Here is a 23751-nt window from a genome sequence, read left to right on the forward strand (position 1 = left end):
CAATCCGTTCCCCGTCGGCCCCTGCTCGCGCCGCTAGGCCGTCGCGCCCGGTCCGAGGAGCTCCAGGACGGTGCGGGCATACCCCCGGGCGGCGGTGACGAGCTCGTCGACCGCGACCGACTCGTCCGGGCGGTGCGCCTGCTCGGCCACGGACCCGGGCCCCTGCACCACGACGGGTATGCCCCACGCGTCCGCCACGAAGCCACCGTCGCAGGCGGCGGTCCAGCCGGCGAGGGGCGCCGGACCGCGCCCCGCGGCGGACATCGCCCCGTCCACCGCCGTCACGAAGGGGTCGCGCGGCGAGGTCTCGAAGCCGGGCATGTCCATGGGCGAGGAGAGGGTCCACGTCAGGCCACGCTCGTCCAGGTCGAGCCGGTCGAGCCGATGCCGCAGCGCGTCGAGCACGCCGTCGACCGGCTCGCCAGGAAGGAGCCGGCGGTCCACCTCGAGGCGGCACAGGTCGGGGACCGCCGAGCCCGAGGTGCCGCCGGAGATGACGCCCACGTTGAGCGTCGCGGGACCGACGAGCGGGTGCGCGTCGACGCGCAGCTCCTCGTGCCAGCGCTCCAGGTCGGCCACCACCCGGGCGGCGCCGCCGATCGCGTTGCGGCCGTCCTCGGGTCGACCGGCGTGCGCCGCGACCCCGCGCACCTCGACGTGCAGGTAGGACGCGCCCCGCGCCGCCACGACCGTCGTCAGGTCCGTCGGCTCCGCCACGACGCACCCGAGCAGGTCCGGTCGAGGGCCGGCGACGAGGGCCCGGATGCCGAGACCGTTCTGCTCCTCGTCGCACAGCGCGTCCAGGTGCACCGGTCCGGAGGGGACGAGCCGGGCCTCCCGGACCGCGGCGAGCGCCAGCAGCACGGCGGCGAGGCCGCCCTTCATGTCCGCGCTCCCGCGACCGCCCAGCCGTCCCTCGACGACCGACCCGGCATACGGGTCGCCGGTCCAGTCCTTCGGATCGCCGGGCGGGACCACGTCGGTATGCCCGAGGAACAGCAGCCCCGGGCCGTCACCCCCGGGCAGCGTGACGCGCACGTTGGGTCGCCCGGGCGCCACGTCGTGCTCGGCCACCTGCAGCCCCAGCTCGGCGGCCAGCGAGGTGAGGACCGCGGCCGTGGCGGCCTCCTCGCCCGGAGGGTTGGCCCCCGGGGCCCGGACCAGGGCGGTGGCCATCGGCAGCAGCCGCTGCGCGGTGATCGCGTCGAGGACGGCGCCCTCGTCCGGGGTCACCGGTGCGCCAGCGAGTCGACCGCGCGCGCCAGCCGCGCCACGCCCTCGCGGATCCGGTCCGGCGGGGTCGAGGCGAAGCACAGGCGCAGGTCGTGCGGGAAGCGCCGGGCGGGGGAGAAGGCGTTGCCCGGGATGTAGGCGACACCCTCCGCCAGCGCGACCTCGAACAGTGCCTCGGTGTCGACGTCGCCGCCGAAGCTCACCCAGAGGAAGAAGCCGCCCTCGGGGTCGGTCCACGTGGCCCGGCCGGCGAAGTGCTCGGTGAGCGCGGCCTGCATGGCCTCCTTGCGGCGGCGGTACTCCTGACGCTGGGTGACGAGATGATCCTCCAGGTGCCCGGCCCGGAGGAAGTCCGCGACCAGGCGCTGGGCGGGCAGGTTGGTGCAGGTGTCCATGGTCTGCTTGGCGTGGATGAGCAGCTGGCCGAGGCTGGGGTCGGCGTCCACCCAGCCGACCCGCAGCCCCGGGGCGATGATCTTGGAGAAGGTGCGCACCGAGAAGACCAACGGATCGCCGTCGGCCAGCTCGTGCAGGCTGGGCAGCGCCTCGCCGGCGAAGCGCAGCATGCCGTAGGGGTCGTCGTCCAGCACCACGCTGCCCCAGTCCTGGGCCAGGCCGATCAGCTCCTGGCGACGGGTGAGCGACATCGAGGTGCCCGACGGGTTCTGGAAGGTCGGCACGGTGTAGATGAGCTTGGGGGTGCGACCGGCCCGCTCGACCGCCTCCCGCAGCGCGTCGATGGACATCCCCTCCTCGTCCACGGGGATCTCGGCCAGCTCGGCCTGGTAGGCGAGCGCCGTGGCGCTGCCGTTGGTGTAGGTCGGGGACTCGACCGTGACGAGGTCACCGGGGTCGATGAAGAGCTTCGCCGCCAGGTCGAGTCCCTGCATACCCCCGGCGGTGATGGTCAGCCGCTCCGCGGTGGTGGCGTCGGTCGTGCCCTCCAGCATCTCCAGGAGGGCGGTGCGCAGCGGCGGGTCACCCTCGGTGGCGGCGTAGTCGAAGGCGTCGGCGCCGTGCAGCGCGCTCCGGGCTGCCTCGTTCAGCTGGTCGGTGGGGATGGCCTCGGCTGCGGGGCTGCCCATGGCGAAGCGGACGATGTCGTGCGTCTGCTGCGCGAGCAGCGAGGTGCTGGAGTCGATGACCGAGCCGACGAGCAGGTCGGCGCGGGAGGCCAGCGGCAGCGTGGTCGAGGCGGTCGTGACGGGGGTCATGCGTGGATCACCAGTCCTTGGTCGAGGGGGGCGAGCAGTTCGGGTCCGGCCTCGGTGACGAGCACCGACTCGGAGGTCTCGTAGCCCCAGCCGTCCATCCACATCCCGAGGATGAGGTGGAAGCACATGCCGGGCTCCAGCGCGGTGTCGTCCTCGGCGCGCAGGCTCACCGTGCGCTCACCCCAGTCGGGTGGGTAGCCGATGCCGATCGAGTAGCCGATGCGCGAGTCCTTGCGCAGCCCGTGCCGGGTCAGCTCCGCGGTGAAGGCGGCGTGGACGTCGGCGGCGGTGGCGCCGGGGTGCACCGCGCGCAGCGCCGCCTCCAGGCCGAGGCCGGTGGCCTCGGCCGTCCGGGCCAGCCGCGGGGGAGGAGGGCCGAGGCTGACGGTCCGCGCGAGCGGCACGTGGTAGCGGCGGTGGACCCCGGCCAGCTCGATCGTCGTCGCCTCCCCCTGGCGCAGCGGCTCCTCCACCCACGTCAGGTGAGGGGTGCCGGCGGTCTCGCCGCTGGGGAGCATGGGGACGATGGCCGGGTAGTCACCGCCCAGCGCCTCGGTGCCGTGCGCCTGCGCCTGCTGGATCTGCGCCACCACGTCGCACTGGCGCCGGCCGGCCCGCAGGGCGTCGATCGCCGCGGTCATGGCGCGCACGGTGACCTCCCCGGCCGCGCGCAGGAGGGCGACCTCGGTGTCGGACTTCACCACGCGCAACCAGTTGACCAGCTCCCGGCTGTCGACGACCTCGGCCTGCGGGAGCGTGGCCCCGAAGGCGAGGTAGGCGCGGGGGGAGAAGAAGTGGGCGTCCAGCTCCATCGCGATCGTCCCGGCGCCGGAGGGCAGGACCCCGACCTCCCGTCCGGTGCTCGCGATCCACTCCCACGGATGGATGTCGTGCCGGTGCACGTAGTGCTCCGGATAACCGTGGATCCGGTCCCGGGGCAGGGTCGCGGTGTGGTGACCGCCCTTGGCGTCCATCGCCCGCAGCACGAGATGGGCCTCGCCCTGCGCCGGCACCAGGAGAGCCTGGGGCATGTAGAACGACCAGGCATTGTAGCCGGTCAGGTAGTAGAGGTTGGCCGGGTCGGTGACCACGAGGGCGTCCAGGCCGCGCCCGCGCAGCACCTCCTGGGTGCGCGCCATGCGTCGCTCGTGCTCGGGACGCAGCGTGTGGGGATGGGCCGTCTGCGCGGCCCGCGTGATCTCGGTGAGCCCGCTCATACCCTCTCCTCGGCGCTGCTGGTGCTGACGGTCGAGCCGTCCCCGACCTCCGGCCGGTGGCACAGGAGCCCCTGGCCGGGGCCGACCGCCTCGACGTCGTAGGGCACCACGACACCGATCCCGGGCTCCGGCAGTGACGCCCCGGTCGCGACCGGTGCTGCGCTCGCCGGTCGCGGTCGTGCCGCGCCCACCGTCAGACTCTCCTGCACCCGCCCCACGATGCCTGACGGAGGAGATTGTTGACAATCCGACACGACCTTTCTACCGTCGCGCTGTGACCGGACACCGCCCCCGCGTCGTGGTGCTCACCGCTCCCGGCCTCGACCCACCGCCGCAGCTGGAGGAGGTCGCCGCGGAGGTGGACCTCGTGGTGGTCACCGCCGACGATCTGGCGACGGCGCTCCCGGGCGCCCGGGCACTCCTCCTGTGGGACTTCTTCTCCGCCGCGGTCGAGAATGCCTGGCCGGCGGCCGACTCGCTGGAGTGGATCCACGTCGCCGCAGCAGGGGTGGACTCACTGCTCTTCGACGAGCTGCGTGCCTCGCCGGTGATGGTGACCAACGCGCACGGGGTCTTCGACCGCCCCATCGCCGAGTTCGTCCTCGCCAGCATCCTGGCCCACGCCAAGCGGCTCCACGAGAGCATGCGGCTGCAGCGGGACCACGAGTGGGCCCACCGGGAGACCACCCTGGTGCGCGGCCAGCGGGTGCTCGTGGTCGGCACCGGGGGGATCGGCCGGGAGATCGCCCGGCTGCTCCGCGCCGTCGGGTGCGAGGTGCGCGGGGCGGGTCGACGGGAGCGCGCGGCGGACCCCGACTTCGGGACCGTGGTGCGCAGCGACGCGCTGGTGGAGCACGTGGGCTGGGCCGACCACCTGGTCAACGCCACGCCGCTGACGCCGGCGACGCGAGGGCTGCTCGACGCCGCCGTCTTCGCCGCCATGCGCCGTGAGGCCCACGTCGTCAACATCGGTCGGGGGGCGAGCCTGGTGGAGGCGGACCTGCTCTCGGCGCTCCGCGCGGGCCGCCTCGCGGGAGCCTCGCTGGACGTCTTCCAGACCGAGCCGCTCCCGGACGACTCGCCCCTGTGGGACGCGCCGGGGCTGGTGGTCTCCGCGCACCTGTCGGGAGACGTCACAGGCTGGCGGGACCGGCTGGCCGAGCAGTTCGTCGCCAACCTGCGGCGGTGGCGCGCGGGGGAGCCTTTGACCGGCGTCGTCGACAGCCGCCTCGGCTACGTCCCCGGGGCCGAGGCGACTGAGTCGCCATGACGTCCGGGCGACCGACCGTCTCCGAGTTGTCCGCAGCCTTCGCCTACGGCACGTCGACGCCGCTGGAGACGACCGAGCGTGCCCTGGAGGCGATCGACCGCTTCGACCCGGTCGTCCACGCGATGGTCCTGGTGGACCGCGAGGGCGCGCTCGCGGCCGCGCGGGAGGCGACCCGGCGCTGGGCGGCGGGCACCCCGCTGAGCCCGATCGACGGCATACCGACGACGATCAAGGACATCCTGCTCACCCGGGGCTGGCCCACGTTGCGGGGCAGCCTGCTCATCGACGAGGGGCAGCCGCAGGACTGGACCGAGGACGCGCCGGCCGTCGCCCGGCTGCGCGCGGCGGGATGCGTCCTGCTCGGGAAGAACAGCACTCCCGAGTTCGCGTGGAAAGGGGTCACCGACTCGCTCCGTCACGGACCGACGGGCAACCCGTGGGACCCCGGCCTCACCGCCGGCGGGTCCAGCGGGGGAGCGGCGGCCGCGGTCGCCCTCGGCATGGGTGCCTGGTCGATCGGCACCGACGGGGGCGGGTCCGTGCGCATCCCGGCCTCCTTCACCGGGACCGTCGCGCTCAAGCCGACGTACGGCCGGATCCCGCTGTACCCGGCCAGCCCGTACGGCACGCTCTCGCACGCGGGACCCATGACGACGAGCGTGGCGGACGCGGCGCTCCTGCTCGACCTCGTCGGCCGCCCCGACCCGCGCGACTGGTCGGCGCTGCCCGAGGCGAGCGGGTCGTTCCGGGAGGGTCTCGAGGACGGGGTCGCGGGCCTGCGGGTGGCGGTCTCGCCGCGCCTCGGCCTGGACGTCGACAACGACCCGGCGGTCGAGTCGGCGGTGCTGGCCACGGCGCAGCGGCTCGCCGAGGACGGTGCCCGCGTGGAGCAGGTGGACCCCGGCATCAGTGACCCCGTGGACGCCTTCCACGTGCTGTGGTTCAGCGGCGCCGCCAAGGTCATCGAGGGCTACGGTCCCGCAGCCCTGGAGCGGGTGGACCCGGGTCTGCGCGAGGCGGTGCTGCGTCACGGCGCCGGGGCGAGCGCGAGCGCCTACCTGGACGCGACGGCGGTCCGGATGGACCTGGGGCGGCGGATGGGGCTCTTCCACGAGACCTACGACGTGCTCCTCACCCCCACCATGCCGATCCCGCCCTTCGAGCTCGGGCACCAGGCCCCTCGCGGGGACGACGCCCTCTGGACGTCGTGGACGCCCTACACCTACCCCTTCAACATGACCCAGCAGCCGGCGCTGTCGGTGCCGTGCGGGACGACGTCGGAAGGTCGCCCGATCGGGCTGCAGGTGGTCGGGGCCCGGCACGCGGACGCCCTGGTGCTCCGGGTGGGCCGGGCGATCGAGCGGCGGGCCCCGGTCGGGCTGCCCCCGATGCTGTACGCCCCGTCAGCAGAGCGAGGGGAAGAGGCATGAGCAGATTCGTCACCGTCACCCTCGAGCAGCACGGCGTGACCTGCCGGGCCCGCCTCCAAGACGAGGAGGCGCCGCGCACCTGCGCCGCGGTCTGAGACCTGCTGCCGACCAGCGCGCAGGTTTACCACGGCAAAGTACGCCCGCAACGAGATCTACACCCTGCTCCCGCACCCGGGGCGGCAGCGCGAGCCGGACCGGGAGAACACCACGATCACCCCGATCCCGGGCGACCTGTGCTGGTTCACCTTCGACGGCGACCAGCTGGGCAACGCCGCCTACGGCTACGAGACGCAGGAGGCCCACCGGGCCGCGGGTGCAGGTGGCCTGGTGGACCTGGCGCTGTTCTACGGGCGCAACAACCTGCTGATCAACGGGGACCAGGGATGGGTGCCCGGCAACGTCTTCGGTGAGGTCGTCGAGGGTCTGGCCGAGATGGCGGCCGCCTGCCAGGACCTGTGGATGGGCGGTGTCCGCGGCGAGCGGCTCACGCTCCGGCGGGCGGAGGACTGAGGGCGGTGCCGCTGTCCTAGCCCTGCGGTCGCGCTAGCGTGGGCGGATGGCACGTCGTTGGGGATGGATCGCCGGGATGGTCGTCGTGGGTCTGCTGCTCACCCTGCCGCAGGTGGCCCTGTGGCGGCCGACCCCGGACACGCCGCTGCAGCAGGGGCTGTTCTGGGTCGCGGGCCTGTCCTACCACGTGTCGGGGCTGCTGCTCGGCGTGGCGCTGGTCGCGGCCGCGGTCCTGGTGGGCGAACGCGGCGGTCTGGTCCGCCTGACCGGTGGGTCGGCACCACGGCTGCTGCTCCTCGCGATGGCGCTGGTGGTGCTCGGCACGGTCGCCGGATGGGGTGTGCAGGGGCTCGCGCTCGGGGTGGAGGGTCAGGGTCTCGTGGGCTGGTCGCTGCTGCTGATCCAGGTCTTCGCCTGGGTGGTGGGACTCGGCTATGCCCTGGCAGGGGTCTGGCTCGCCGGCAGGCTCCCCGCACCCCACCGGGAGCACGCCCCGGCAGGACCGGTGAGAGACCCGTCACAACCGCGGTAGGGGGCGCGTCGCCGGGTCGGCGGGGTCACCCGAGCGCCTAGACTTCCGGGGTATGACGGGCGTCCAGGGGGATCGGCCCGGTCCGGCGCCGGAGCAGCGCGTGCTGCCCGTCACGGACCGGCTCTGGACCGTGCCCAACCTGCTGTCAATGGTCCGTCTCGCCCTCGTGCCCGTCTTCGTCTGGAGCCTGCTGCGGCACGAGCTGGGCTGGGCGGCGCTCGTGCTCGTGGTGGCGGGAGCCTCCGACTTCGCCGACGGCAAGATCGCGCGGCACTACGGACTGACCAGCCGGCTGGGGCAGGTCCTGGACCCGGTCGCCGACCGGCTCTACATCGCCGCGACCGTGCTCGGTCTCGCGGCCGTCTCGGTCATCCCGTGGTGGCTCGTGGCCGTGCTCTTCGCCCGGGAGGCCTTCATCGTCCTGATGTACCCCGTCGTGCGGCGCCACGCGCTGCCGATCCCCGAAGTGACCTTCATCGGCAAGGCGGCGACCTTCAACCTGCTCGGCGGTTTCCCCCTGCTGCTGCTGGGGCACGTCGAGGGGTGGTGGACGGTGCTCTCCCTGGCCTGCGGCTGGGCGCTGGTGTGGTGGGGCACGGTGCTCTACTGGGTCACCGGTGTGACCTACGGCTGGCAGGTGGCCCACATGGTGCGCCAGCGTCGCGACGCCGGGAGAGTGGTCCGGTGAGGTGGCGACGGGGCCAGGCCGACCCCGACCCTGCGGCGTCGATGGCGCTGCTGAACGAGGTGCTCGACCCGCCGCTCGGCCAGGGCTACGACTCGGCGGCCCGGTCGCGCACCCAGCAGGGGCTCCCCGCGTCGTCCGGCACGCGGACCTGGTTGATGTTCGGCACCACGCTCGTCCTGGGGGTCCTGCTGACCACGGCGGCGGTGACGCTGCGCACCCCCGACCCCGCGGAGGCCGCCGGCCGCGCCCAGCTCGTCGAGCGGATCGAGCAGGTGGAGCGGGTCGGCGACGAGCGGAGCGTGCAGGTGGACGCGCTCCGCGCCGAGGTGGGCGAGCTGGAGCGGGCGGCGATCGTGGCCGACAGCGGGGGCTCCGGTGACGCCATCGCGGCGGCCGCCGTGAGGGCCGGGGGCACCGCCGTGACCGGCCCGGGCGTGCAGATCACCCTCCACGACGCCAAGCAGCCCGCCGACGACACCCCGGGCGAGGACGCCGAGCCGGAGCGGATCAACTCCCGGGACCTGCAGCTGGTCGTCAACGGGCTGTGGCGGGCGGGCGCCGAGGCCGTCTCCGTCGACGGGCACCGGCTCACGAGCACCTCGGCCATCCGGTTCGCCGGGCAGGCGATCATCGTGGACTTCCGGGGTCTCACCCCGCCCTACGACATCGTGGCGATCGGCGCGCCGGAAGAGCTCACGACCGAGCTGACCTCGGGAGCGACCGGGGCCTACCTCCAGGAGATCGATCGCCAGCTCGGTCTCCGCTCCGAGGTGACCGCCGCCAGGGAGCTCACCGTCGGTCCCGGGGTGCGGCTCTCGACCCGGCTGGGCACCATCCCCTCCGGCGAGGCGCCCCCCGCACCGACCCCCGGCGTGCTGCCCGACCGTCACCCTCGAGGCGAGGAGCCACGATGATCCCTGTCCTCGGTCTGCTGGTCGGCGTCGTCCTGGGGCTGGTGATCAGCCCGGAGGTCCCGATCTGGCTGCAGCCCTACCTGCCGATCGCGGTCATCGCCGCGCTCGACGCCGTCTTCGGGGCGGCTCGGGCCTCGCTGGAGGGCATCTTCAACGACCGCGTCTTCGTCATCTCCTTCCTGTCGAACGTGGTCGTCGCCGCGCTCATCGTCTTCCTGGGCAACCAGCTCGGGGTCGGCGCCCAGCTCTCCACCGGTGTCGTCGTCGTGCTGGGGCTCCGGATCTTCTCCAACGTCGCGGCCATCCGACGGCACCTCCTGGGGGCCTGAGGTGACCGACGACCAGGCCTCGGACCTCGCCCCGGTCCCTGAGCGGACCCGTCGCCTCGCCGGGCTGGGCCGCGTCCGGCGACGCGCGGCCCCCACCACCGCGGAGGCCCGACGACGGCTGCGCCGGCTCGGCGGGTTCCGCGCGACCCGGGGGCAGCTGACCGCAGCCCTACTGACCGGTCTCCTCGGTGTCGCCCTGGTGGCCCAGGCCAGGGTCACCGAGCAGGCCGGCTTGGAGCAGCTGCGGGAGTCCGAGCTGGTGGCGCTGCTGGACGACGTGACCAACCGGGCAGCGTCGCTGGGGGAGGAGGTCGACCAGCTCGAGGCCGACCGCGAGCGGTTGCTGGGCGCAGACGGGGACGACGTCGCCGCGCAGGCGGCCCGCCAGCGGCTGGAGTCCTACCAGATCCTCGCCGGGACGGTGCCGGTCCAGGGCCCCGGGATCACCGTCCTCGTCGACGACGGCGGCTCGGTCGTCACCCAGACCATGGTGCTGGACGGCATCCAGGAGCTGCGGGACGCCGGCGCCGAGGCCATCCAGGTCGGGACGGTCCGGGTCGTCGCCTCGTCCTACGTGAGCACGGACGAGGCGGGCGAGATCCTGCTGGACGGGCAGCGTCTGGGCTCGCCCTACACCATCACGGCGGTGGGTGACGCGCATACCCTGGCCGGGGCGATGGCCATCCCCGGGGGGTTCACGGACTCGCTGCGCAGCGTCGGGGCCGAGGTGACCGTCGTCGAGGCGGACACGGTGGTCATCGACGCGTTGCACGAGCCGATCGAGCCTCGTTACGCTCAGCCTGTGCCCGCGACGGGGGGATCCCTGAGGTCGGGCCGCAGCGACACCGCCGTCCGTCCCGGCCGGCGCACCGTGTTCGAGCCGAGGAGAGCGATGAGCAGCCTGGACTACCCCGACGACCTGCGCTACACGACCGACCACGAGTGGATCCGTGACGTCGGCGACGGGACCGTGCGGGTCGGCATCACGTCCTACGCGCAGGACGCGCTCGGGGACGTCGTCTACGTCTCGCTACCCACGGTGGGCGAGACCGTCGCCCCGGGCGACTCCTGCGGCGAGGTGGAGTCGACCAAGTCGGTGAGCGACATCTACGCACCGCTGGCCGGGGAGGTCACCGCGGTCAATGACGCCCTCGACGCCACGCCGGAGCTGGTCAACACGGACAGCTACGGAGAGGGCTGGATGTATGAGATGAAGCTCGCCGACCCCTCGGTCCTGGAGACCCTGCTGGACTCCGAGGCCTACCAGGGCCAGCTCGACTGACCTGTCGGCGGCCTGACGTAGAGTTGGAGCGGACCGACAGACCATCGTCGGCCGGGCAGCAGAGCCATCCATCCCACCGACGAGGAGGTCAGCACCGTGAGTGGCGACGATCGTGACCGTGAGCACCACGACCTGGGTTCGGACCCGACCACGGCCCGGATCCCGGGCGGTACGGACCTTCCCGCCGCGGAGTACACCTTCGACGACGAGGCGCCCCGGCTCTCGGCCGACGACCAGCGCACCGTGGACGCCCTGCGGCCCGGGACCGCGCTGCTGATCGTGCTGCGCGGGCCCAACACCGGCGCGCGTTTCCTCCTCGACGCCGACGAGGTGACCTCGGGGCGGCACCCGCACAGCGACATCTTCCTCGACGACGTCACCGTCTCCCGCAAGCACGCGCAGTTCGTCAAGGAGCAGGAGGGGTATGCCGTGCGCGACGTCGGGTCCCTCAACGGCACCTACGTCAACCGCCAGCGGATCGAGGAGATGCCGCTCAACCAGGGCGACGAGGTGCAGATCGGCAAGTTCCGGCTGGTGTACTACCGCGGGCGCTCGTGACCTCAGCCGCCCCCGACCACGCCGGCGCGGGCAGGTCGGTCGCGCACCCTGGCGGGGTGTCCATCGGTGCGGTGCTCGGCGAGCTGCACGGCGACTTCCCCGACCTGACCCAGTCCAAGATCCGCTACCTCGAGCAGGAAGGGCTGATCAGCCCCGAGCGGCGCGCCTCCGGCTACCGGCTGTTCAGCGAGGCCGACATCGCCAGGCTGCGCTTCATCCTCACCGCCCAGCGGGACCGGTTCTGGCCGCACAAGGTCATCAAGGACGCCCTGGACCGGCTCGACCGCGGCCTGGACGTCCCCGGTCTGACCGGGCCCACCCCCCAGGCCGACGCCTCCTCGCCCGCGCCGCCCCCGGCGCCCGAGCCCGCGGCGCACGCGCCGGTCTCGGACCTCAGCGCGGGCGCACTGCGCCGTCGCCGCGCGGTGCGGCTCTCCCCCCTGGAGCTGCGGGAGCGCACCGGGCTGGACAGCGCGGCCTACACCCAGCTCACGTCCTTCGGCCTGCTGCGCACCGACGCCGGGGGCAAGCACCACGCCGACGACGTCGACGTGGCGGAGGCCGCCGTGGCGCTGGCCCGCTTCGGGCTGGAGGCCCGGCACCTGCGCCTCTTCCGGGTCGCGGCCGACCGGGAGATCGGGCTGACGCAGCAGCTCCTGGAGCCGCTGCGACGCCGGCGCGCCCGAGGTGCGTCAGGTCCGGACCCGGCCGAGCGCGAGGCCGAGCTGCTGTCCCACACGCTCGCGCTGCACGTCGCGCTGGTCCGGTCCGGGCTCAACCAGTCACGCTGAGCGCGGCGCTGCGCGCGCGCGGGGGCGGGGGCCGCGCGGTACCGTGGGAAGGGTGAAAGAGCTCGACGTGCTCGGAGTCCGGGTCGAGATGCCGACCAACAGCCCCATCGTGCTGCTGCGTGAGCGTGACGGACGGCGCTACGTCCCCATCTGGATCGCCGCGCCGGAGGCGACGGCGATCGCCTACGCCCAGCAGGCCGTCGAGCCGCCGCGACCGCTCACCCACGACCTCATGGTGTCGGTGATCGAGGCGTTGGGGCGGCGGCTGGACCAGGTGCGGATCACCGCGCTCCAGGACGGCATCTTCTACGCCGAGCTGCACTTCGACGGGGGCACCGTGCTGTCCGCCCGACCCTCCGACGCGATCGCGCTGGCCCTGCGCTCGGCGACCCCGATCCTCACCACCGAGGACCTCCTCGACGAGGTCGGGGTCACCATGGCCGTCGAGGAGGAGGACGAGGACGAGGTGGAGCGCTTCCGCGAGTTCCTCGACGAGGTGTCGGCCGAGGACTTCGAGGAGTCCCCGGACCGCGGCGACGAGGAGGGGCACCGATGAGGTCCCGGCGTGGCGCCGTTGACCGAGGGGCGACCGCGGCATACCGTCACGGTGTGCACCACACGAGTCACACGAGTCACATCATCGAGGAGGACCGGTGAACGCTGGAGCAGATGCACCGGGCGGACCGACCAGCCGGGCGGGGGAGGGCCCGGCCCAGGGGCTGCTGTTCTCCGACGACACGGCAGCGCTCGACGACGCCATCGGCTACCGCGGTCCCACCGTCTGCGGCGCGGCCGGCGTCACCTACCGCCAGCTCGACTACTGGGCGCGGACCGGGCTGTTGGAGCCCTCCGTGCGCAACCCCTCCGGCTCGGGCACGCAGCGCCTCTACAGCTTCCGGGACATCCTCGTCCTCAAGATCATCAAGCGGCTGCTCGACACCGGCATCTCGTTGCAGCAGATCCGGGTGGCCGTCAACGCCCTGCGGGAGCGTGGCGTGCAGGACCTGGCGCGCATCACGCTCATGAGCGACGGCGCCAGCGTCTACGAGTGCACCAGCGACGACGAGGTCATCGACCTGGTCCGGGGTGGGCAGGGCGTCTTCGCGATCGCGGTCGGCAGCGTCTGGCGCGAGGTCGAGGGCAGCTCGCCGAGCTGCCGAGCGAGCGGGCCGACGAGGTCCCGGTGGACCACCCGGGTGACGAGCTGTCGGCGCGCCGCCGCGCCGCAAGACCTCCTGAGGCGTCCGGGCTGCGGCGACGGTGACGTGGCCCCGGTGCTAGATTGAGCAGGCCGACGACGTCGCGTGGGAGAGTCCTCTCCGGCATGCGGTGAGGCGCCGAAGGGCAAACTCCCCAGCAAGCTCTCAGGCGCCAGGACCACGCGGAGCAGGCAGCTCTGGAACGCCCCGTCGGGGCCGGCAGAGGGGGAGGTGCCCGCGCAGGCCCACGCCCGAAGGAGTCCGTCCCATGAGTATGAGCGTGACCACCAGCCACCCCACCGCCGAGTTTGTCGGTCGTCACGTCGGTCCGCGGCCGGACGACGTCGCACGGATGCTGGAGGTGGTCGGCTACGACAGCCTCGAGGCGCTGGTCGAGGCCGCCACGCCCGAGGGCATCCGTGGCGAGGCCCCGCTCGACATCGAGGCGGCCGCGAGCGAGCAGGCGGTCATCGCCGAGCTGCGAGCGCTGGCGGCCAAGAACTCCGTGGTCACCCCCATGATCGGGCTCGGCTACTACGGCACGCAGACACCGCCGGTGGTGCTGCGCAACATCCTCGAGAACCCCGCGTGGTACACCGCCTACACGCCCTACCAGCCAGAGATCTCCCAGGGGCGGCTCGAGGCGCTGCTCAACTTCCAGACCGTGGTCACCGACCTCACCGGTCTGGCCGTGGCCGGCGCCTCGATGCTGGACGAGGGCACCGCGGCAGCGGAGGCCATGGCCCTGATGCGACGCAGCAGCAAGGTCGCGCAGGACGCCGTGCTGCTCCTCGACGAGCACGTGCTGCCCCAGACTGAGGCCGTGGTGCGGGCGCGGGCCACCGCCATCGGCTGGGACGTCGTGACCACCGACGTCACCACCGTGACCGACGCCGACAGTCTGCGGGGGCGGCAGGGGACCGGGACGTCTTCGGCGTCGTCGTGCAGTATCCCGGGGCCGACGGCCAGGTGCGGGACTTCGCCGCACTCACCGAGGCCGCGCACGGGGAGGGAGCGCTGGTGACGGTCGCCGCCGACCTCCTCGCACTGACCCTGCTCGCCCCGCCCGCCCGGTGGGGCGCCGACGTCGCGGTGGGCAGCAGCCAGCGCTTCGGTGTCCCGCTCGGGTTCGGCGGCCCGCACGCGGGCTACCTCGCGGTGCGCGAGGGGCTGGAGCGCACCCTGCCGGGACGCCTCGTCGGGGTATCGAAGGACGTCGACGGCAAGCAGGCCTACCGCCTGGCGCTGCAGACCCGCGAGCAGCACATCCGCCGGGAGAAGGCGACCTCCAACATCTGCACCGCCCAGGTCCTGCTCGCCGTGATGGCCTCGATGTATGCCGTCTGGCACGGTCCCGACGGGCTGAGCCGGATCGCCGCCCGCGTGCACGCCCAGACCCGGGCCCTCGCCGCCGCGCTGACCGGGCGGGGCTCGAGCTGGGCGTGGACCGCTACGTCGACACCCTCACCGTCCGGACGCCGGGCCGCGCGGACGAGGTGCTCGCCGCCGCCCTCGAGCGGGGCATCAACCTGTGGCGGGCGGACGAGGACACGGTGTTGCTGTCGTTGGACGAGCTCACCACCGAGGACGACCTGCGGGCCGTCGCCGCCGCCTTCGGCGCGGACCCGGACTCGGTCACCGTCGACGAGGACACCGCCCCCGACCACGGCGACCTCGCGCGGCGGGAAGACGAGGCATACCTCACCCACCCGGTCTTCACCAGCCACCGCAGCGAGACGGCGATGCTGCGCTACCTGCGAACCCTCGCGGACAAGGACTACGCCCTGGACCGGGGGATGATCCCGCTCGGCTCCTGCACGATGAAGCTCAACCCGACGACCACCATGGAGGCGGTGACCTGGCCGGAGTTCGGCTCGCTGCACCCCTTCGCCCCGGCCGACCAGAGCCGGGGGTACCGCGAGCTCATCGACCAGCTCTGCGGGTGGCTGGAGGAGATCACCGGCTACGACCGGGTGTCGCTGCAGCCCAACGCCGGCGCGCAGGGCGAGTTCGCCGGTCTGCTCGCGATCCGGAAGTACCACTTGGACCGCGGCGACGACCAGCGCACGATCTGCCTCATCCCCGCCAGTGCGCACGGCACCAACGCCGCCAGCGCCGTCATGGCCGGGCTCAAGGTGGTGGTGGTCAAGAGCACCGGATCGGGCGAGGTCGACCTGGACGACCTCCGGGCCAAGATCGAGACCCACGGTGACCAGCTGGCCGCCATCATGGTCACCTATCCCTCGACCCACGGCGTCTACGAGGACACCATCACCGAGCTGTGCGAGCTGGTGCACGAGGCCGGGGGGCAGGTCTACGTCGACGGCGCCAACCTCAACGCGCTGCTCGGCATCGCCAAGCCCGGCGAGTTCGGCGGCGACGTCAGCCACCTCAACCTGCACAAGACCTTCACCATCCGCACGGCGGTGGAGGCCCCGGCGTCGGCCCGGTCGGGGTGCGGGAGCACCTCGCGCCCTATCTCCCCAACCACCCGTTGGACCCGGAGGCCGGGCCCGAGAGCGGGCCCGGGCCCATCTCCGCGGCGCCCTTCGGGTCGGCCGGCATCCTGCAGATCCCCTGGGCCTACATCCGGCTGATGGGCGGCGAGGGGCTGACCCGCGCCGGGCAGGTGGCCGTCCTCAGCGCCAACTACGTCGCCCGGCGGCTGCACGAGCACTTCCCGGTGCTCTACACCGGCGAGCACGGCCTGGTGGCGCACGAGTGCATCCTCGACCTGCGGGGCCTGACCAAGAGCACCGGCGTCACCGTCGACGACGTGGCCAAGCGGCTCATCGACTACGGCTTCCACGCCCCGACCATGTCCTTCCCGGTCGCGGGGACGCTCATGGTGGAGCCCACCGAGTCCGAGGACCTCGAGGAGATCGACCGCTTCATCGAGGCGATGATCGCGATCCGTGCGGAGATGGACGAGGCCGCGGGGGACGTAGAGCACAGCGCCCTGCGCGGAGCCCCGCACACCGCCCTCAGCCTCGCGGGGGAGTGGGGCGAGGACCTCGCCTACGACCGGATGACCGCGGCCTACCCCGCGGGCGTCGACCCGGACCGGAAGTACTGGCCACCGGTGCGGCGGATCGACGGCGTCTACGGCGACCGCAACCTGGTCTGCTCCTGCCCGCCCCCGGAGGCCTTCGAGGACTGAAGCCCCGGTCTGCCGCGCGGACCAACGTCGCCTTCCTGCAACCTTCATCGCTCTCCAGGGCGATGAAGGTCACAGGAGGCCGACCGCACTCCGGGGCGGGGGATGTGTGGTGATGCAGGCCACAGTGTGTGAGGATTCTGCGCATGGGCCAAGAGGTGAGTCACAGCGAGTTCACGCGGGAGCAGCGCCTGGCGTTCCGGGCGAAGGTCCGTGACGACCTCGACTGCTTCGAGCAGATGCTCGAGGGGAGCAGGTTCGACTTCACCCGACCGCAGATGGGGCTGGAGATCGAGCTCAACCTCGTCGAGGAGGAGGGCCTGACCCCGGCGATGCGCAACCAGGAGGTCCTCGCCGACATCGGCGAGGGCGACTTCCAGGCGGAGGTGGGCCGCTACAACATCGAGCTCAACGTGCCGCCGCGACCCATGGCGGGGGACCAGGCGGTCCGGCTGGAGCGCTGGCTGTCGCAGTCGATGCGACGCGCCGGGGACGCCGCGCGGGCGCATACCTGCCGGGTCGCCTCGATCGGGATCATCCCCAGCCTGCGTGCCGAGCTCTTCGACGCGCCGTGGCTGTCCGAGGGGGTGCGCTACACCGCGCTCAACGACTCGCTCATCCGGGAGCGTGGCGAGGGCTTCGAGCTGGAGCTGGAGGGCCCGACGGGGGAGCGGGTGGAGAGTTTCCACGACACGATCGGGCCGTTGTCCGGGTGCACCTCGGTGCAGCTGCACCAGCAGGTCACGCCGTTGGACTTCCCGGTCTACTGGAACGCCGCCACGGTGATCTCCAGCCTCCAGATCGCCATGGGCGCGAACTCCCCCTACCTCTTCGGCCGGCGGCTGTGGGCCGAGACCCGAATCCCGCTGTTCACCCAGATGACGGACACGCGCTCGATCGAGCTCAAGCACCAGGGGGTGCGGCCCCGGGCCTACTTCGGGCGGTCCTGGATCACCTCGATCTTCGACCTCTTCGAGGAGAACGTCCGCTCCTTCCCGGCGCTGCTGCCCGAGGCCTCGGACGAGGACGCCAAGGCCGTGCTGGCCGCCGGGGAGTGCCGGAGCTGTCCGACCTCAAGCTGCACAACGGCACGGTATGGCGGTGGAACCGACCGATCTACGACATGTCCCAGGGCGTCCCGCACCTGCGGGTGGAGAACCGGGTGCTCCCGGCCGGCCCGACCGCCGTCGACACGGTGGCCAACGCGTGCTTCTACTACGGGTTGCTGGAGTCCTTCACCACGAGCGGGCGGCCGATCTGGACGAAGATGCCCTTCGCCGACGCCGACCGGAACTTCCTGGACGCCGCCAAGCACGGCATCCATGCCACGCAGACCTGGCCGGGGCTGGGGCCGCTCGCGGCGGTGGACCTCGTCGCCGACCACCTGCTCTCCGTCGCGGACGACGGGCTGGCGGCGCTCGGGCTGCGGCGCGAGGTGCGCAACCACTACTTGTCGATCATCGAGGGCCGCTGCCGGGCGGGCACCAACGGTGCGAGCTGGCAGGTCGCGGTCACCGAGGCCTACGAGGACGCCGGCTACGGCCGGGACGAGGCCCTGACGGCGATGTTCGGGCACTACCTGGACAACTCGGAGGACAACATCCCGGTCCACACCTGGGAGGTGCCCACCGTGGAGGCGCGGACGGCTGAGGGCGACCAGCCGGACCGCACGCAGGTGCGTCCCGCCTGACCGCGCCGCTCAGCGGTGGTTCCAGGCCTCGACCGTGGGCTGCTCGCGATGGTGGCCGAGGATGGCGACCGAGCCCACCTGGAAGGTCAGGTGCTGGCCGAAGCGCGGTGCCTGCCGCAGGTAGACGCTGGTGAGGATGCGCAGCGCGTGGCCGTGCCCGACCAGCGCGACGTCGCCGTCGAAGAGGTGCGGCCAGATGCGATCCAGGACGACGCTCGCGCGGGCGGCGACCTGCTCGACCGTCTCGCCAGGCGTGACCCCCGGGACGATCTGGTGGTGGAAGACGTTCCACCGGTAGCCGAGCTCGGACCGGATCTCGGGGGTGCTGCGCCCCTCGTAGCCGCCGTAGTCCCACTCCCGCAGGTCCTCGTCGATCTCGTCGATGCTCAGCCCCGCCAGCTCCGCGGTGCGGCGAGCGCGCTGCAGCGGTGAGCAGCGGACGTGCGAGAAGCTGCGGTCGCCCAGCACCTGCTGCAGACCGGCGGCGGCCTCCTCGCCCTCGGGGAGCAGCGGCAGGTCGGTCAGACCGGTGTGCTGACCGGACTTCGACCACTCGGTCTCGCCGTGGCGGATGAGGATGAGCTGGTGCGGGGGGATGGCGGGTCCGGGGATCTCGGGCGTGGTGTCGCTCATCGCTGGCAGACTACGGGTATGGCTGACGATCCGCACCGTTCGGTGTCCCTGACCCGCACCGGCCCGGGCCACTTCGAGGCCCGCAACGCCCGGGGAGGGAGCATCCCGGTCGGCGACGGGGCGGGCGAGGACGGCACGGCCTTCACGCCGGTGGAGCTGCTCCTGGCCGGGATCGCCGGATGCTCCGGGATCGACATCGACCTGCTGACCTCGCGCAAGGCCCGGCCCGACTCCTTCGAGATCTCCGCCGGTGCGGACAAGGTGCGCGACGAGGACGGCAACCACCTCGGGCCGGTCACCGTGACCGTCCAGGTGACCTTCCCCGAGGGTGAGGACGGCGACGCGGCGCGGGAGCGGCTGCCCGAGGCCGTGGCCATGTCTCGGGACCGCCTGTGCACCGTGTCGCGCACCGTGGCGCTGCCGACCCCGGTCGACTTCGACCTACGCTGACCATCCCGGATGTCCGGGAGCTCGCTGCGCCGCTCCCTGGGGGTCGGTGACGCCGTCACCGTGGGGCTGGGCGCCATGCTCGGTGCCGTTCTCGCCGGGCCGGGAGCGCGTTGCCGCCGTGGTCTCGGTGGTCGTGGTCACCGGGCTCAACCTGCTCGGCGTGCAGCGGTCGGCTGGCGCTGTGGGCGGACCCCGCCACCACGGCGGTCGAGATGGCGTCGCCGGCGCAGCCGCGGGGTGTGCTCGAGGGTGCCGGGCTCTTCTTCTTCGCCTTCGCCGGGTATGCCCGGATCGCGACTCTGGCGGAGGAGGTCACCGAGCCGGGCCGCGTCGTCCCGCGCGCCGTGCTGGTCTCGCTGGGGGTCGGGCTGGGGGTCTCGCGGACCACGGTGGCGATGGCGCGAGACGCGCACCTGCCCCGACGCCTCGCGCGGGTGTCGGGGGAGCGGGGTGTGCCCCGGGCCGCCGAGCTGGCCGTCGGCGTCGTCGTGCTCGTGGTCGTCCTGGTGGCGGACCTGCGTGGCGCCATCGGCTTCTCCAGCTTCGGCGTCCTGCTCTACTACGGGGTCGCCAACGCCAGCGCGCTCACACTGCGCGGCGACTGGCCGGGCGCGCCGGTCGTGCCGGCGCTCGGTCTGGCCGGCGCTCGGTCTGGCCGGCTGCGTGCTGCTCGCCGTGTCACTCCCGACGGCCGCCGTCCTGGGTGGGTCCGGCCTGCTCGCCCTGGGCCTGGTCGGCTGGCTGTTGACCGGGCGCCGGCACGCTGCGGGGTGAGGAGTCCGTGGCATTCTCCGGGCCCTTCTCCGAGGGAGGGGCCGCCCGCGGCTGGTCCGCCGGCCCGGCGTGCAGGTGCCCGGCATCACGCAGGTGCTCCTGCACCCGGTGGGCGCCCTTGACCCCGAGCAGCGCACGGGGGTGGATGGCCTGCCCGGCCCGGACCACGGAGATCTGCCCGTTCGGCTCCAGCACGACCAGCGCGGCCTGGGAGAGGTGGCTGACGCCGGCCTGGCGCAGCGAGCTCCACAGCATCGGCATGGTCAGCCCGTAGATGCGCAGCGCGTCGTTCTGCACCTTGCCGGCGACGACCAGCACCGCCGCGCGTGCCCGTGACTGCGCGTCGAGCTGCGGCAGCGGCAGCCGTCGCAGGTTGCGGAAGGTCACCTCGAGCCCGGCCAGCGTGCCCAGCGCGATGAGCCCGCCGGTGAGCGTCGGCACGTGACCCATCGTCGAGCGACCCACGATCGCGCCGAGGACGGTGACGATCGCGAGGTCGAGGCTGCGAGGGCTGGAGTAGAGACGTTGTCCCCACAGCCGCAGCACGGCGCCGAAGACGAAGTAGATCGTGATCGTGCTGAGCACCACGGCGATCGCCCCGGCGGGCGTGATGCCGATGTAGTGCCACAGGTCACGCATGACCCTCATCGTCGCAGATGGCGACGGGAAAACCGGTGGCGGTGCCGACGTCGTGTCGGGCACGCTTGCACCCATGGCACAGGACACGACGAGCGGGACGGCATACCGCTGGAGCACGCTGGGCGCCGCCGACGTCGAGGCGTGGTCGGACCTGGTGAACCACCTGGCGACCGTGGACGGCACCGAGGAGTTCCTGTCCGCGGAAGACCTGGCCGAGGAGCTGCAGGCACCCGGTCACGACCCGGAGCAGGACACGTGGGCCGCCTGGGACGGCGACACCATGGTGGGGTATGCCTCGGTCAGCGCACCCAGGACGCCGGACCGGGACGGGCAGTCGCGGGGGTACATCGGTGGCGGCGTGCGGCTGGAGCACCGCGGCAGGGGGCTGGGCAGCGCGCTGCTGGACCGGGCCGAGCCGCGGGCCGAGCACCTGGCCCTGGAGCGGCACCCGGACCTCACCGGGTACCTCTCGGCCGACGGCGGGCTGGAGGGGTCCAGCGCCCGTGTGCTGCTCGCGGACCGCGGGTATGCCGTCGCCCGCTACTACAACTACCTCACCCGGGGCCTGGACGACCTACCGGCCGTGGGGGAGGTCGCCGGTGTCGAGCTCGACGACCCCACCGACGCCGACCTGGAGGACACCAGGCTCGCCCACAACGCCGCCTTCGCCGACCACTGGGGGTCGGGGCCGGTCGACGCCGAGCGCTGGCGGGACATGTGGACCTCGCGCAGCTCGCGTCCCGCGGTGTCCACCCTCGCCCGTGGTCGGGGAGGTCCGCTGGACGGGCAGGTGCTGGCCTACGTGCTGCTGGGGCAGTGGGTGGACCGTGAGGCCTACGTGTCGATCCTCGGGACCATCCCGTCGGCCCGGGGCCGGGGGATCGCCGCCGTCGCGCTGGCGCGGTCGATGAGGCTGGTCGCCGAGTCCGGCGACTACGACCTCATCGGGCTGGACGTGGACTCCGAGAGCCTGACGGGCGCCACCCGGCTCTACGAGCGGCTCGGCTTCGGCCTCAAGCTGCAGACGGCGGCGATGCGCAGGCCGCTGCCACCGGTCTGACCCACCGGCCCCGGCGCCGGCACCTGACGCCTAGGGTGGGGCGGGTGAGCACCACTGACCCTGCCGGGCCGCTCGCGCAGACCGTCATCGGCGATCCCGGCAACCCGACCGTCGTCTTCTGCCACGGCCTGCTGGGCCGGGGCCGCAACTTCACCGGTGTCGCCAAGGCGCTGCAGCCAGACTTCCGCTGCGTGCTGCTGGACATGCCCGACCACGGCCGCTCGCCCTGGACCGAGCGCATCGACTACGCCACCGCCGCGGCGCTGCTCGTGGAGCAGCTCGAGCACCTGGCGACCGACGGGCCGGTGCACCTCGTGGGCCACTCCATGGGTGGTAAGACGGCGATGACCGCGGCCCTGCTGGCGCCGCACCTCGTGGACCGGCTCGTCGTCGTCGACATCAGCCCCACCGGGTCCGGGGAGGTGAGCGAGTTCGAGCACCTGCTGGGCTCGCTGCTGGCGCTCGACCTGTCGGCCGTCACCTCGCATGGGCAGGCGGACCGCGAGCTCGCCGCCTCGGTCGGGTCGCCCGCCCTGCGCGGCTTCCTGCTGCAGAACCTGCGGCGGGACCCGGGGACCCAGACCTTCGGCTGGCAGCCGAACCTCGAGGTCCTCCGTCGCGACCTGCCGACGATCACCGGCGACATCCCGCACGAGGACCGCACCTTCGAGGGGCGGGTGCTGTGGATCGCCGGGGGGGAGTCGCCCTACATCACCGAGGCGCACGAGGGGCCGATGCGGGCGCTCTTCCCCCGCACCGTCCAGGTCACCCTCAAGGGCGCCGGGCACTGGGTCCACTCCGAGCAGCCGGAGGCCTTCACCGCGACGCTGCGGCACTTCCTGGGCGGGCGTGCAGCGACCGTGAGAGCCTGAGCCATGGCACGCTTCCTCGACATCCACCCGGTCGACCCGCAGCCCCGGCTCGTCGCGCAGGTGGCGCAGGTGCTGCGGGAGGGCGGTCTGGCGGCCTTCCCCACGGACGCCTGCTACAGCCTCGGCGCGCATCTCGACGACCCGGACGCCAAGGCGCGCATCGTGGCGATCCGGCAGGTCGACGAGCGGCACCACTTCACCCTCATGTGCGCCGACTTCTCCCAGCTCGGGCAGTTCGTGCAGCTGGACAACGCCGTCTTCCGGGCCGTCAAGGCGGCGACCCCCGGGTGCTACACCTTCATCCTGCCCGCCACCAAGGAGGTGCCCCGGCGGCTCCTGCACCCCAAGAAGCGGACGGTGGGCGTGCGCATACCCCAGGACCCGATCTGCCGGGCGCTGCTCTCGGAGATGGGCGAACCGCTGCTCACCAGCACGTTGCTCATGCCGGGGGAGGAGGAGCCGCTGGGCTACGGGTGGGAGGTCAAGGAGCGGCTGGAGCACGTGGTCGACGTCGTCGTCGACGGCGACCAGACGGGCTGCGAGCCGACCACCGTGGTCGACCTCTCGGAGGGGTATGCCGAGGTGCTGCGCGTCGGGTCCGGCGACCCCGCGCCGTTCTCCTGAGCCGGCGGTGGCTCAGGCGAGGGAGAGGAAGAGCTTCTCCAGGCGGGCAAGGTCGACCTCGCCGTCCTCATCGGCCAGGCACTGGCGCAGACCGCTCGCGATGATGGTGTAGCCGGCCCGGTCCAGGGCCTTGCTCACCGCCGCCAGCTGGGTCACGACCTCCTCGCAGTCCCGCCCCTGCTCGAGCATCCGGATCACGGCCGCCAGCTGCCCGTGCGCACGGCGCAACCGGGTGATCGAGGGCCTGACCTGCTCCGGATCGAGCTCCACGGGGTCAGTCCTGCGAGCGTTCCCAGCCCAGGCCGCCGACGTCCGCGCCGAGCTCCTGGTCGACCTCGCGCTCGATGTAGTCGCGGCGCTCGGTCGTGGGGGCCTCGACCTCGAACAGCAGACCGGTCCGCTCGTCCTGCTGGACGGTGATGCGCACCTGCCCGCCGTCCCGGAAGGGCACGGTGTAGCCGTCCTGCTCGCGCAGCGACCCACGGTGCAGCTGCGAGCGCTCCATGTAGTCCTCCAGCACGGCGCCCGGCTCCGGCACCGACAGGAAGGCCGAGCTGCGCTCGTGGCCGGCGGAGGACACGGCCTCGAAGGTGTTGGGCATCGCTCTGGCACTTCCTCGTCGTCGGAGATGTCGCGGAGCCCCCATCATGGCAGAGACGCGGGTCCGGCGAGCGGACGACCCGCC

General features: G+C 72.9%; 26 protein-coding genes, 4 pseudogenes and 1 riboswitch. Of the genes and pseudogenes, 21 read left to right on the forward strand and 9 right to left on the reverse strand.

Going from position 1 to position 23751, the window contains the following annotated elements:
- Positions 1-33: 33 nt before the first annotated feature.
- From FU792_RS07635 to FU792_RS07650, 4 genes are read right to left on the reverse strand one after another with little or no spacing between them, the layout of a single operon-like run.
- Positions 34-1233 carry a M20 family metallopeptidase gene (locus FU792_RS07635; protein ID WP_022923910.1) on the reverse strand — a complete coding sequence of 400 codons (1200 nt, stop codon included), beginning with the start codon at positions 1231-1233 and terminating at the stop codon, positions 34-36.
- Entirely contained in the window at positions 1230-2447 is a 1218-nt protein-coding gene (locus tag FU792_RS07640; protein WP_022923911.1) for an aminotransferase-like domain-containing protein, read from the reverse strand. The genes FU792_RS07635 and FU792_RS07640 overlap by 4 nt, the downstream gene beginning before the upstream one ends.
- Positions 2444-3664, reverse strand: coding sequence for a M24 family metallopeptidase (locus tag FU792_RS07645; RefSeq protein ID WP_022923912.1), 1221 nt, complete (start codon positions 3662-3664; stop codon positions 2444-2446). Before FU792_RS07645 ends, FU792_RS07640 begins: the two co-directional genes overlap by 4 nt.
- Positions 3661-3873 carry a hypothetical protein gene (locus FU792_RS07650; RefSeq protein WP_149814673.1) on the reverse strand — a complete coding sequence of 71 codons (213 nt, stop codon included), beginning with the start codon at positions 3871-3873 and terminating at the stop codon, positions 3661-3663. Before FU792_RS07650 ends, FU792_RS07645 begins: the two co-directional genes overlap by 4 nt.
- A gap of 65 nt (positions 3874-3938) precedes the next feature.
- Between FU792_RS07650 and FU792_RS07655 the strand changes: the two genes are divergently transcribed.
- The 17 genes and pseudogenes from FU792_RS07655 (at position 3939) to FU792_RS17885 (ending at position 18014) form a co-directional block, all read left to right on the forward strand.
- Complete coding sequence (locus tag FU792_RS07655; RefSeq protein WP_022923914.1) at positions 3939-4934, forward strand: D-2-hydroxyacid dehydrogenase; 996 nt, start codon at positions 3939-3941, stop codon at positions 4932-4934.
- Positions 4931-6364, forward strand: a complete 1434-nt coding sequence (locus tag FU792_RS07660) for an amidase (protein ID WP_022923915.1) — start codon at positions 4931-4933, stop codon at positions 6362-6364. Before FU792_RS07655 ends, FU792_RS07660 begins: the two co-directional genes overlap by 4 nt.
- Positions 6361-6459, forward strand: a complete 99-nt coding sequence (locus FU792_RS18850; RefSeq protein ID WP_337587841.1) for a DUF3830 family protein — start codon at positions 6361-6363, stop codon at positions 6457-6459. The genes FU792_RS07660 and FU792_RS18850 overlap by 4 nt, the downstream gene beginning before the upstream one ends.
- Positions 6460-6523: 64 nt before the next feature.
- Positions 6524-6874 carry a DUF3830 family protein gene (locus FU792_RS07665; RefSeq protein ID WP_337587843.1) on the forward strand — a complete coding sequence of 117 codons (351 nt, stop codon included), beginning with the start codon at positions 6524-6526 and terminating at the stop codon, positions 6872-6874.
- 46 nt (positions 6875-6920) lie between these two features.
- On the forward strand, positions 6921-7406 hold the full coding sequence (locus tag FU792_RS07670; protein ID WP_149814674.1) for a hypothetical protein: 486 nt from the start codon (positions 6921-6923) through the stop codon (positions 7404-7406).
- A gap of 52 nt (positions 7407-7458) precedes the next feature.
- The gene (locus FU792_RS07675) at positions 7459-8094 is read left to right on the forward strand and encodes a CDP-alcohol phosphatidyltransferase family protein (protein ID WP_022923917.1); all 636 of its coding nucleotides are present in this window, start codon (positions 7459-7461) and stop codon (positions 8092-8094) included.
- Complete coding sequence (locus FU792_RS07680) at positions 8091-9008, forward strand: DUF881 domain-containing protein (protein ID WP_022923918.1); 918 nt, start codon at positions 8091-8093, stop codon at positions 9006-9008. Before FU792_RS07675 ends, FU792_RS07680 begins: the two co-directional genes overlap by 4 nt.
- Complete coding sequence (locus FU792_RS07685; RefSeq protein WP_022923919.1) at positions 9005-9337, forward strand: small basic family protein; 333 nt, start codon at positions 9005-9007, stop codon at positions 9335-9337. The genes FU792_RS07680 and FU792_RS07685 overlap by 4 nt, the downstream gene beginning before the upstream one ends.
- A 277-nt stretch (positions 9338-9614) precedes the next feature.
- A pseudogene (locus FU792_RS18495) lies at positions 9615-10124 on the forward strand (DUF881 domain-containing protein); the annotation flags it as partial.
- A gap of 105 nt (positions 10125-10229) precedes the next feature.
- Positions 10230-10619 carry a glycine cleavage system protein GcvH gene (gene gcvH / locus FU792_RS17880; RefSeq protein WP_022924139.1) on the forward strand — a complete coding sequence of 130 codons (390 nt, stop codon included), beginning with the start codon at positions 10230-10232 and terminating at the stop codon, positions 10617-10619.
- Between the two features lie 96 nt (positions 10620-10715).
- A complete protein-coding gene (locus FU792_RS07695) occupies positions 10716-11177 on the forward strand; it encodes an FHA domain-containing protein (protein ID WP_022923920.1) in 462 nt (153 codons plus the stop codon).
- 56 nt (positions 11178-11233) lie between these two features.
- Positions 11234-11968, forward strand: coding sequence for a transcriptional regulator FtsR (gene ftsR / locus FU792_RS07700; RefSeq protein WP_022923921.1), 735 nt, complete (start codon positions 11234-11236; stop codon positions 11966-11968).
- A gap of 52 nt (positions 11969-12020) precedes the next feature.
- Positions 12021-12524 (forward strand): bifunctional nuclease family protein, encoded by a 504-nt coding sequence (locus FU792_RS07705; protein WP_022923922.1) that lies wholly within the window; start codon positions 12021-12023, stop codon positions 12522-12524.
- 97 nt (positions 12525-12621) lie between these two features.
- Positions 12622-13232 (forward strand): annotated as a pseudogene (locus FU792_RS07710) (MerR family transcriptional regulator).
- A 31-nt stretch (positions 13233-13263) separates the two neighbouring features.
- A riboswitch (glycine riboswitch) is annotated at positions 13264-13358 on the forward strand.
- Between the two features lie 83 nt (positions 13359-13441).
- Positions 13442-16327: pseudogene (gcvP, locus tag FU792_RS07715) on the forward strand (aminomethyl-transferring glycine dehydrogenase).
- A 329-nt stretch (positions 16328-16656) separates the two neighbouring features.
- Positions 16657-17157, forward strand: a pseudogene (locus FU792_RS19490) (glutamate--cysteine ligase); the annotation flags it as partial.
- Between the two features lie 221 nt (positions 17158-17378).
- A complete protein-coding gene (locus tag FU792_RS17885) occupies positions 17379-18014 on the forward strand; it encodes a hypothetical protein (protein ID WP_238706076.1) in 636 nt (211 codons plus the stop codon).
- Positions 18015-18023: 9 nt separating this feature from the next.
- On the opposite strand, the gene FU792_RS07725 is transcribed toward FU792_RS17885, so the two are convergent.
- Positions 18024-18647: a histidine phosphatase family protein gene (locus tag FU792_RS07725; protein ID WP_022923926.1), complete on the reverse strand. Its 624-nt coding sequence runs from the start codon at positions 18645-18647 to the stop codon at positions 18024-18026.
- 18 nt (positions 18648-18665) lie between these two features.
- On the opposite strand from FU792_RS07725, the gene FU792_RS07730 reads away from it, so the two are divergent.
- Positions 18666-19097, forward strand: coding sequence for an OsmC family protein (locus tag FU792_RS07730; protein ID WP_022923927.1), 432 nt, complete (start codon positions 18666-18668; stop codon positions 19095-19097).
- Between the two features lie 55 nt (positions 19098-19152).
- Here the strand turns inward: FU792_RS07730 and FU792_RS16750 are convergent, their stop codons facing one another.
- On the reverse strand, positions 19153-19626 hold the full coding sequence (locus FU792_RS16750; RefSeq protein WP_161600224.1) for a hypothetical protein: 474 nt from the start codon (positions 19624-19626) through the stop codon (positions 19153-19155).
- Positions 19627-19775: 149 nt separating this feature from the next.
- A complete protein-coding gene (locus FU792_RS07740) occupies positions 19776-20510 on the reverse strand; it encodes a DUF421 domain-containing protein (RefSeq protein WP_052327732.1) in 735 nt (244 codons plus the stop codon).
- Between the two features lie 73 nt (positions 20511-20583).
- Here FU792_RS07740 and FU792_RS07745 point away from each other — a divergent pair, with 73 nt between their 5' ends.
- The 3 genes from FU792_RS07745 to FU792_RS07755 are packed head-to-tail and all read left to right on the forward strand — an operon-like array spanning position 20584 to position 23066.
- On the forward strand, positions 20584-21570 hold the full coding sequence (locus tag FU792_RS07745) for a GNAT family N-acetyltransferase (protein WP_161600225.1): 987 nt from the start codon (positions 20584-20586) through the stop codon (positions 21568-21570).
- A 44-nt stretch (positions 21571-21614) separates the two neighbouring features.
- Positions 21615-22442, forward strand: coding sequence for an alpha/beta fold hydrolase (locus FU792_RS07750; protein WP_022923930.1), 828 nt, complete (start codon positions 21615-21617; stop codon positions 22440-22442).
- 3 nt (positions 22443-22445) lie between these two features.
- On the forward strand, positions 22446-23066 hold the full coding sequence (locus FU792_RS07755) for an L-threonylcarbamoyladenylate synthase (protein ID WP_022923931.1): 621 nt from the start codon (positions 22446-22448) through the stop codon (positions 23064-23066).
- 12 nt (positions 23067-23078) lie between these two features.
- On the opposite strand, the gene FU792_RS07760 is transcribed toward FU792_RS07755, so the two are convergent.
- The gene (locus FU792_RS07760; RefSeq protein ID WP_022923932.1) at positions 23079-23336 is read right to left on the reverse strand and encodes a metal-sensitive transcriptional regulator; all 258 of its coding nucleotides are present in this window, start codon (positions 23334-23336) and stop codon (positions 23079-23081) included.
- A gap of 4 nt (positions 23337-23340) precedes the next feature.
- Positions 23341-23667 carry a hypothetical protein gene (locus FU792_RS07765; RefSeq protein ID WP_022923933.1) on the reverse strand — a complete coding sequence of 109 codons (327 nt, stop codon included), beginning with the start codon at positions 23665-23667 and terminating at the stop codon, positions 23341-23343.
- Between the last annotated feature and the right edge of the window lie 84 nt (positions 23668-23751).

Source organism: Serinicoccus marinus DSM 15273, from assembly GCF_008386315.1.
In the GTDB taxonomy this organism is placed as follows: domain Bacteria; phylum Actinomycetota; class Actinomycetes; order Actinomycetales; family Dermatophilaceae; genus Ornithinicoccus; species Ornithinicoccus marinus.